The 7,248-nt window shown below is 56.1% G+C and carries 7 protein-coding genes and 1 pseudogene; 6 read left to right on the forward strand and 2 right to left on the reverse strand.

What is annotated here, in order from left to right:
• Positions 1-227: 227 nt before the first annotated feature.
• The gene (locus tag AUC71_RS10350; protein ID WP_244500897.1) at positions 228-2,174 is read left to right on the forward strand and encodes a PQQ-dependent dehydrogenase, methanol/ethanol family; all 1,947 of its coding nucleotides are present in this window, start codon (positions 228-230) and stop codon (positions 2,172-2,174) included.
• Positions 2,175-2,314: 140 nt separating this feature from the next.
• Here the strand turns inward: AUC71_RS10350 and AUC71_RS10355 are convergent, their stop codons facing one another.
• Positions 2,315-2,530 (reverse strand): hypervirulence associated TUDOR domain-containing protein, encoded by a 216-nt coding sequence (locus AUC71_RS10355; protein WP_069624204.1) that lies wholly within the window; start codon positions 2,528-2,530, stop codon positions 2,315-2,317.
• 14 nt (positions 2,531-2,544) lie between these two features.
• Here AUC71_RS10355 and AUC71_RS10360 point away from each other — a divergent pair, with 14 nt between their 5' ends.
• Together AUC71_RS10360 and AUC71_RS10365 are read left to right on the forward strand one after the other, a co-directional pair.
• Entirely contained in the window at positions 2,545-3,144 is a 600-nt protein-coding gene (locus AUC71_RS10360; protein ID WP_083238269.1) for a DUF488 domain-containing protein, read from the forward strand.
• 790 nt (positions 3,145-3,934) lie between these two features.
• Positions 3,935-4,720: a hypothetical protein gene (locus tag AUC71_RS10365; RefSeq protein WP_069624199.1), complete on the forward strand. Its 786-nt coding sequence runs from the start codon at positions 3,935-3,937 to the stop codon at positions 4,718-4,720.
• Here the strand turns inward: AUC71_RS10365 and AUC71_RS17820 are convergent.
• Positions 4,633-5,088 carry an RrF2 family transcriptional regulator gene (locus tag AUC71_RS17820; RefSeq protein WP_083238270.1) on the reverse strand — a complete coding sequence of 152 codons (456 nt, stop codon included), beginning with the start codon at positions 5,086-5,088 and terminating at the stop codon, positions 4,633-4,635. The genes AUC71_RS10365 and AUC71_RS17820 overlap by 88 nt on opposite strands.
• A 104-nt stretch (positions 5,089-5,192) precedes the next feature.
• Here AUC71_RS17820 and AUC71_RS10370 point away from each other — a divergent pair, with 104 nt between their 5' ends.
• The 3 genes and pseudogenes from AUC71_RS10370 to AUC71_RS10380 form a co-directional block, all read left to right on the forward strand.
• Positions 5,193-5,618: a group III truncated hemoglobin gene (locus AUC71_RS10370; RefSeq protein WP_069624206.1), complete on the forward strand. Its 426-nt coding sequence runs from the start codon at positions 5,193-5,195 to the stop codon at positions 5,616-5,618.
• Positions 5,615-6,004, forward strand: coding sequence for a ferredoxin FdxA (fdxA, locus tag AUC71_RS10375; RefSeq protein WP_069624200.1), 390 nt, complete (start codon positions 5,615-5,617; stop codon positions 6,002-6,004). The genes AUC71_RS10370 and fdxA overlap by 4 nt, the downstream gene beginning before the upstream one ends.
• A gap of 122 nt (positions 6,005-6,126) precedes the next feature.
• Positions 6,127-7,248 (forward strand): annotated as a pseudogene (locus tag AUC71_RS10380) (cbb3-type cytochrome c oxidase subunit I); the annotation flags it as partial.

Consider the following 7,248-nt stretch of genomic DNA (forward strand, 5'->3'; position numbering starts at 1 on the left):
AGACCTCGGCCGACTCCTACGTAAGACCAATGTCGCGCAAGCTCTCATTCCATTTGCGCCTTCCTCCCAAAGGACCGAACGACGCGGGCTCCTAGCCCCGGCGAGACGCTGTCCGCCGGGGGCTCTAAACCGTCACAGAAAATTTTGAGTGGCAGCACCTAGTGGTTGCTTGCCGTGTCGAGGCGTCCGTTTGCATTGCGCGGTTGCGCCCCGAAGGAGCATCAGAAATGAATGAGAACACTGGATTGACCACAGGCCGCCGGCTTTTCAAGGCTGCTATGGTAACCGGCACTCTCCTTGCCGTGATGATAAGTCTGTCCGGTCAGGCTGTCGCTGGAACCGACGAGGAGCAGCTGGCCAGGATGAAGGATCCCGATCAGTGGCCAGCTCCAGGCCGTGATTTTTCGCTGACGCGCCACAGTCCGTTGTCGGATATCAACACCAAGAATGTCAACAAGCTGCAGATGGTGTGGATGCAAGGGATGAGCGCCCTCCGTGGCCAAGAGGGACAGCCCCTCGTAGTCAAGGATGTCGGTGGTAAGCCCATGCTGTTTATGGTCAGCGGCTGCCCGGCGATGTCAAACTGCAACGTGGTTCAGGGTCTTGATTTGAGCGATCCCGATCAGCCGAAAGCGATCTGGAATTATGTGAAGAAGACCGACCGCGATGAGTCGGCTGTTCCGCGCGCATGCTGCGACACCGTGAACCGCGGTGGTTCCTATGCCGATGGCAAGTTCGTGTTTCAGACTCTTGATGGCTTTCTAATCGCCCTCGACGGCCAAACCGGCAAGGAAGTCTGGGTCGTTAAGAATGCTTTCCCTGAGAAGGGCGAGACTGGGACCCCGGCCCCGCTGATCGCCGACGACAAAGTGATCATAGGCTTCGGGGGCAACGAGTTTGCCGCGCGAGGTCGCATCACGTCCTACAACCTGAAGGATGGCTCTAAGGCCTGGGAGTGCCAAAGCACGGGCACCGATAAGGACGTGTGCCTGACATCGGAGACCAACAAAGCCAACCCGCAATACGGTCAGGCTGGTTCGGACCTAGGCGTCAAGACCTACCCCGGTGAGGATTACAAGATTGGCGGCGGCACCGCCTGGGGTTGGTACAGCTACGATCCAGAGCTGAAGATGGTCTACTACTCGACCGGTAACCCTGGCCTGTGGAGTCCGTCCTACCGTTGCGGTGCCAAGCCTGTCTCACAGGAGGAATGCAACACCGGCAAATGGGACAACAAATGGTCGATGACGATCTTCGCCCGCAAGGTTTCGAACGGTGATGCCGTCTGGGCTTATCAGATGACGCCTTTCGACCAGTGGGACTATGACGGCATCAATGAGAACATGCTCACCGATATGAAGATTGAGGGGAAAGAGGTGAAAGCTCTCACCCATTTCGATCGTAACGGCTTTGCCTACGTGCTCGACCGCACGGATGGCACGCTCCTCCGCGCGCACAAATATGTGACCGTAGACTGGGCGGAGAAAGTGGACCTGAAGACCGGACGTCCGATCAAGGTATTCGAGCATTCTCCGCTCGAGGTCGGCCGCAACGTCTCCACTTGTCCGTCGGCCATGGGCGGTAAAGATCAGCAGCCTGGTTCCGTTGATCCTAAGGAGCCGAATATTTTCTATATGCCGACTAATAACTGGTGCATGGAGGATGAACCACAGGAGCGCACGCACACAAACCAAGGTACGGTCTATGTGTTCGCCAACGTGTACATGTATCCCGAGGTTCCTGGCATCACCGGCAAGGTCAAGAAGTTCGACGTCTTGACCGGTAAGACAGTGTGGGAAATCCCGGATCCGTACCCAAACTGGGCTGGCACCATGAACACGGATGGAGGTTTGATGTTCTATGGCAGCCTTGGCGGTGATTTCCGCGCGGTCGATCGTGAAAGCGGTAAGGTCCTATGGAGCCGCAAGCTGAGTTCCGGCGTTATCGGCAACCCAGCAACTTGGAAGCTCGGCGGCCATCAATATGTCGGCGTATACTCCGGCATCGGCGGTTGGATCGGACTTCCGGTCACCGCAGGTCTTGACCTCAATGACAAGTTCGGCGCCATCGGTGCAACAGCTATGGCCAAGGCTTCTGGTTTGAACCTTATCCCGCAGAGTGGCGAGTTAAACGTCTTCCGCGTCTCGAAGAGTAGGCGGAATCATCTAGGATAACGAAGCTCGATGCCCTTACGGCATCGGGCTTCTTAATAACAGCGACGTTTGTAAAGATCTGCGTCAGGCGAGGGCATCGGAATGGTAGGATCGGTCAATGATGATCTCTTTCTGTCATCGGTCGGCTCTAAGTCTCACATCTAACTGCGAAGCTTCGTGAGAGCGGAACCCTTATGGAAGGCGACGTGGTCGGTCTTGCTGCTCTTGATCTCGTATTGCGGCGCATCCACGCTGGCGTGGTGGGTGTAGCCATTGACATCGAAATCGCGGGTATGTACCCGCGTCACCGTGCCACTAACTCGCCCAGCCTCGGAATTCCAGCTCACATGATCGCCAACTTTGAAGCTCCTAGTCATCATAGTTTGGTTCGATGCTTGGCTACGATAAAGACGATGGACCGCGCTGGTCCTGCATTGGAGCCGCCACGACCACATTCTACACAATAGGTCATTCGACCAGGACGATCGACGAGTTTATCGATCTGCTCAAGGGATCGCGCGTAAACCTGATTGCAGATGTCAGATCGATGCCCCGATCGTACGCCAATCCGCAGTTCAATCTGGAGACCATCTCTGATGAATTGGCGCGTCGGCGAATAGGCTATGAACATATCGCCGAACTTGGTGGTCTTCGGGGAAAGGCGCGCGGCACGGAGCCTTCGCCCAATCTCTATTGGCGGGTGAGCAGCTTTCGGAACTACGCGGATTATGCATTGACCGCGTCCTTCGCTGGGGGCCTGGCGCGGCTTCGCGAATTGGGCCATCGGCGCATATGCGCAATCATGTGCGCCGAAGCCGTCTGGTGGCGCTGTCACCGGCGGATTATCACCGACTATCTGCTCGCCGGCGGTGACCGCGTGATGCATATCCTTGGGAAATCTCATGTTGATGAGGCGAGCCTGACGCCCGGCGCCGTCGTGCGCAAAGATAGAAAGGTGCTTTACCCTGCCGATCATTCATCGGAAAGATGACCAAGCGTATGCCCGGCCTCTACCGCGAAGACACAGTTTTGAGGCAAGAGTTCCTGTTCTCACTCGGTCGGTGAAAATTATTCTCAAATGAGTGGGCAGCGGACGTCGAGGCCGTCGGTCTCGCGTTCGCCTGAGCAGAGGGGGATTTTGACACCAAATAGCGTGGCATCGGGCAAACCTCCACCTGCTCAAGTTCACTGAGCAGCGTCGAGGCCACGTCCGGTATGCGCTGGGCGGCAGCCGTCAAGATCGCGGCAGGCGCGGCTCGTCAAGCTTACTGACCCGGTGGAGGGACAGAGCGGGGTTCCATTATGGAGATCGATAGACCTCATTCCGGCGCGGCCTGCGTAAGGCCTCCGCGCACGGGTACCACTGTGCCGGATCAAATTTCTGGTGATGTTGTGAAGTATGAAGCGTCCCCGCGCGGTCGACAGTGTTTCACCGGGCTAGGAGCCCGCGTCGCTCGGTCCTTCGGGAGAAAGGCGTAGATGATATGAAGGGTTGCACGTCATTGGCGCTATGTAGGGTCGGTTTGCATTCGCGTCAATGATGCGAGCATGAAGCAGCCGTCGGTCCCCTAGAAATAAGTGAACGGCCACACACCACGACATCGGGCAACATCCATACATCCGGCATCCTTGTTACCAACAATGCCTCTTCGCTGTTGCCATTCAGACCACGCAAAACATGTATTTTGTCTATTGCTTTTCCGCCGGGCGGCTGTCAAGATCAATAACATACCGCGTTTCGAAGAATCTTCGACCAAGAGGCTAAGCGTAGGAGACTGGTTATGAAAATCATTCGAAGCCGTGTCGTTGTCTCCGGAATCATGGGCGCAGCAATCATCATCGCGACCTGGGGTGCGGCATCGGCTGCTGAAAGTCAGGTCTACACCGCCGAACTTCACGCGCTGAACAGCGATGCAACAGGCGCCAAAGCCGTGGGCGACGCCAAATTTGCGATCGACGGAGACGAACTGACGATAACCGTCGACGCAGAGGGCCTGCCGCCGAACATGATGCACTTGCAGCACTTTCACGGGTTCAAGGACGGCAAGGCCGCCAGCTGTCCGGATTCTGCGGCGGATAAAAACGACGATGGCCTAATCGATCTCATCGAGACTGAAGCGTACGCGGGCACCACAATGGTTCCCTTCCACAACGACCCGGTAAGCATGGAAATTCCAAGCGACACATACCCTAAGGCTGACTCGAATGGCTCCTACAAGTACAAGAAGACGCTACCATTAAAGGATCTGCAGGCAGCCTTTGCCAAGACGTTCGGAAGTGATGATCTTGCACTGGATCGTCGGGTCGTATTCATCCACGGCGTGCCGGCAGAAACGGAGCTACCAAAGTCGGCGGCTTCCCTCGGTACGATACCGGCACAAATTACGCTGCCGATTGCCTGTGGCACCATTAAGAGGCTGAGTAACGCCCTTAAATGGGGCGGCGGGAGGAACCCACCGAGCCCAGCCTTCCACCGCCCCTACCTGCGCGAATCCGCCTGTGGCGTTATAGCCAGCATCGCCCGGAGAGCCGACCGCGGCCTGACGAGGTCATTCAGAGTGTACTGATCCAGCACATTCAAGAAGGCGTCACGCGCGCGCTCTAGCGCCTTTCGCAAGACGCAGCCGGGCAAAATAGCGCAATCTGCATCGACAGGCTCAAGGCACATTACGATCGCGAAGTCAGGCTCCGTGTAGCGGACAACATCGCCAAGTATGATTTCTTTAGGTGGTCTTGCAAGACGCAAACCGCCGTGGCGTCCGCGGACAGTCTCGATATAGCCACCCACGCCCAGCTGATGGGTGACCTTCATGAGGTGGTTCTTCGATACGCCGTAGCTATCGGCAACCTCTTCAATGGTAGCCAAGCCATCATTCTGAAGCGCCAAATACATTAAAAGCCGCAATGCATAATCCGTGTAGACGGTTAAGCGCATGAGGTCTCCCCAACGGGTTGAAAAAGAGGCATTCTATGTATTGCTTTTCTGTCCTGTTCGCCTAACATGAGCATGACATACATGTTTAACCGGATATGGGTCAAATGGATAAGAACGAAGATGGCAGCAGCGGTAGCGCCCTAGCACCTCGAGTTTCAGAGGAGGCGATTGCCCGCCTCGTCGATCGGTTCTACGCGAAGGTCCGCAGCGATCCTCAACTCGAATACGTCATTGATAATGCGATCGTGGGTGACTGGGCGGGGCATCTTGCAAGAATGCGCGCTTTCTGGACGGCCGCGATAGCGCCCGAAGGTGATAGTCCGAAAGACCCTGTCGATGCACATCTGCGCTTCGATGGGATGGACCGGGCATTGCTCACTCGGTGGATCGCACTCTTCGACGAAACATGCAGCGAACTCTTCGATGAGCCTTTGGCTGCGTCATTTCGTATGAAGGCCGATCAAATTGCGGAGAAACTCAGGTTCGCTGTTTCGAACAAAGTCCAAGCGCGGACGCACAGCACGCCATGACCTATGTCGTCACCGACAATTGTATTAAGTGCAAATATATGGACTGCGTGGAGGTGTGTCCGGTCGATTGCTTCTATGAAGGCGAAAACATGCTCGTCATTCACCCAGACGAGTGCATCGATTGCGGAGTCTGCGAACCAGAATGTCCGGCTGAAGCGATCGCACCGGACACAGGGTCGGGCCTCGAGAGTTGGCTGGAGCTCAATGCGAAATACGCGGAGAGTTGGCCGAACATTGCCGTCAAGCGCGAGCCACCTGCCGATGCGAAAGAATTCGACGGCATTTCCAACAAGCGTGAGAAGTACTTCTCGCCCAACCCAGGTCAAGGCGATGACGTCTCCGAGAAAGGGGAGGAAGAATCAAGAACCAACAGGACGAACGTCTAAAGCATGAACCTGTCAGCGCCCTCTCGGCTCCTTCTAGAGGGTGTTGAAAGGAAAGCTGTGGGCAAGACGAACTCCACAGCCTTCCTCTCAGATCACTAAGAGTCGGTGAAGGAAATCAACCAATGGCGCATATGCAAGCTCAAAGCGCTTCACATGACGATCGGCCCCGCGGTTGGCGGCGTTGGGCTTTCTCGACTAACCACAAGGACATCGGCACGATGTATCTCATCCTGGCCGTTGTGGGAGGCACGATCGGGGGTTTGCTGTCCATGGCCATGCGCGCGGAGCTCATGTATCCAGGTCTACAGATTTTCGGCAATCCGGAAGTCTTCAATGTCATCGTGACGGGTCACGGACTCATCATGATCTTTTTCGCCATCATGCCAGCGATGATCGGCGGCTTCGGAAACTGGATGGTTCCCTTGATGATTGGTGCGCCCGATATGGCGTTCCCACGCATGAACAATATTTCGTTCTGGCTGCTCCCGGCGGCTTTCGCACTCCTGCTGATCTCCCTCTTCATGCCCGGCGCACCTGGGACGGTAGCGCCGGCACCGGGTGGACGGCCTATGCGCCCTTATCAACCAGCGGTAGCCCGGGAGCTGCGATGGATTTCGTCATTCTATCCATTCACTTGGCGGGCATTTCTTCCATTCTCGGTGCAATCAACTTCATCACGACTATCTTCAATATGCGCGCGCCAGGCATGAAGTTGCACAAGATGCCGCTTTACGTCTGGTCAATCCTTGTGACGTCGTTCTTACTGTTGCTGTCGGTACCGGTGTTGGCAGGCGCAATTACGATGCTCCTAACCGATCGCAATTTCAGTACGGCATTCTTTGATTCTTCGCACGGCGGCGATCCGGTGCTGTTCCAGCACTTGTTCTGGTTCTTCGGCCACCCTGAGGTGTACATCATGATCCTCGGTGGCTTCGGTATGGTCAGTCACGTTGTCTCGACGTTCTCACGCAAGCCCATCTTCGGCTATCTGGGAATGGTCTACGCGCTGGTGGCCATCGGCGTCGTCGGTTTCGTGGTGTGGGCACATCACATGTTCACCTCCGGCATCGGCGCAGATACTCAGGCATATTTCGCCTTCGCCTCAATGGTGATTGCTGTACCTACGGGCATCAAGGTGTTCTCCTGGATAGCAACGATGTGGGGCGGCTCGATTTCCTTCCGAACGCCGCTTCTCTGGGCGCTCGGTTTCATCTTCCTATTCACGATTGGTGGCATTACCGGCG

This window comes from Methyloceanibacter marginalis, from assembly GCF_001723295.1.
Classification (GTDB): Bacteria; Pseudomonadota; Alphaproteobacteria; order Rhizobiales; family Methyloligellaceae; genus Methyloceanibacter; species Methyloceanibacter marginalis.

Excerpts from the sequence above, each read along its gene's own strand:
- AUC71_RS17820 (WP_083238270.1), bottom strand. The coding sequence starts at position 5,088 with ATGCGCTTAACCGTCTACACGGATTATGCATTGCGGCTTTTAATGTAT.
- AUC71_RS10355 (WP_069624204.1), bottom strand. The coding sequence starts at position 2,530 with ATGACTAGGAGCTTCAAAGTTGGCGATCATGTGAGCTGGAATTCCGAG.
- AUC71_RS10350 (WP_244500897.1), top strand. The coding sequence starts at position 228 with ATGAATGAGAACACTGGATTGACCACAGGCCGCCGGCTTTTCAAGGCT.
- AUC71_RS10365 (WP_069624199.1), top strand. The coding sequence starts at position 3,935 with ATGAAAATCATTCGAAGCCGTGTCGTTGTCTCCGGAATCATGGGCGCA.
- AUC71_RS10370 (WP_069624206.1), top strand. The coding sequence starts at position 5,193 with ATGGATAAGAACGAAGATGGCAGCAGCGGTAGCGCCCTAGCACCTCGA.
- AUC71_RS10360 (WP_083238269.1), top strand. The coding sequence starts at position 2,545 with ATGCTTGGCTACGATAAAGACGATGGACCGCGCTGGTCCTGCATTGGA.
- fdxA (WP_069624200.1), top strand. The coding sequence starts at position 5,615 with ATGACCTATGTCGTCACCGACAATTGTATTAAGTGCAAATATATGGAC.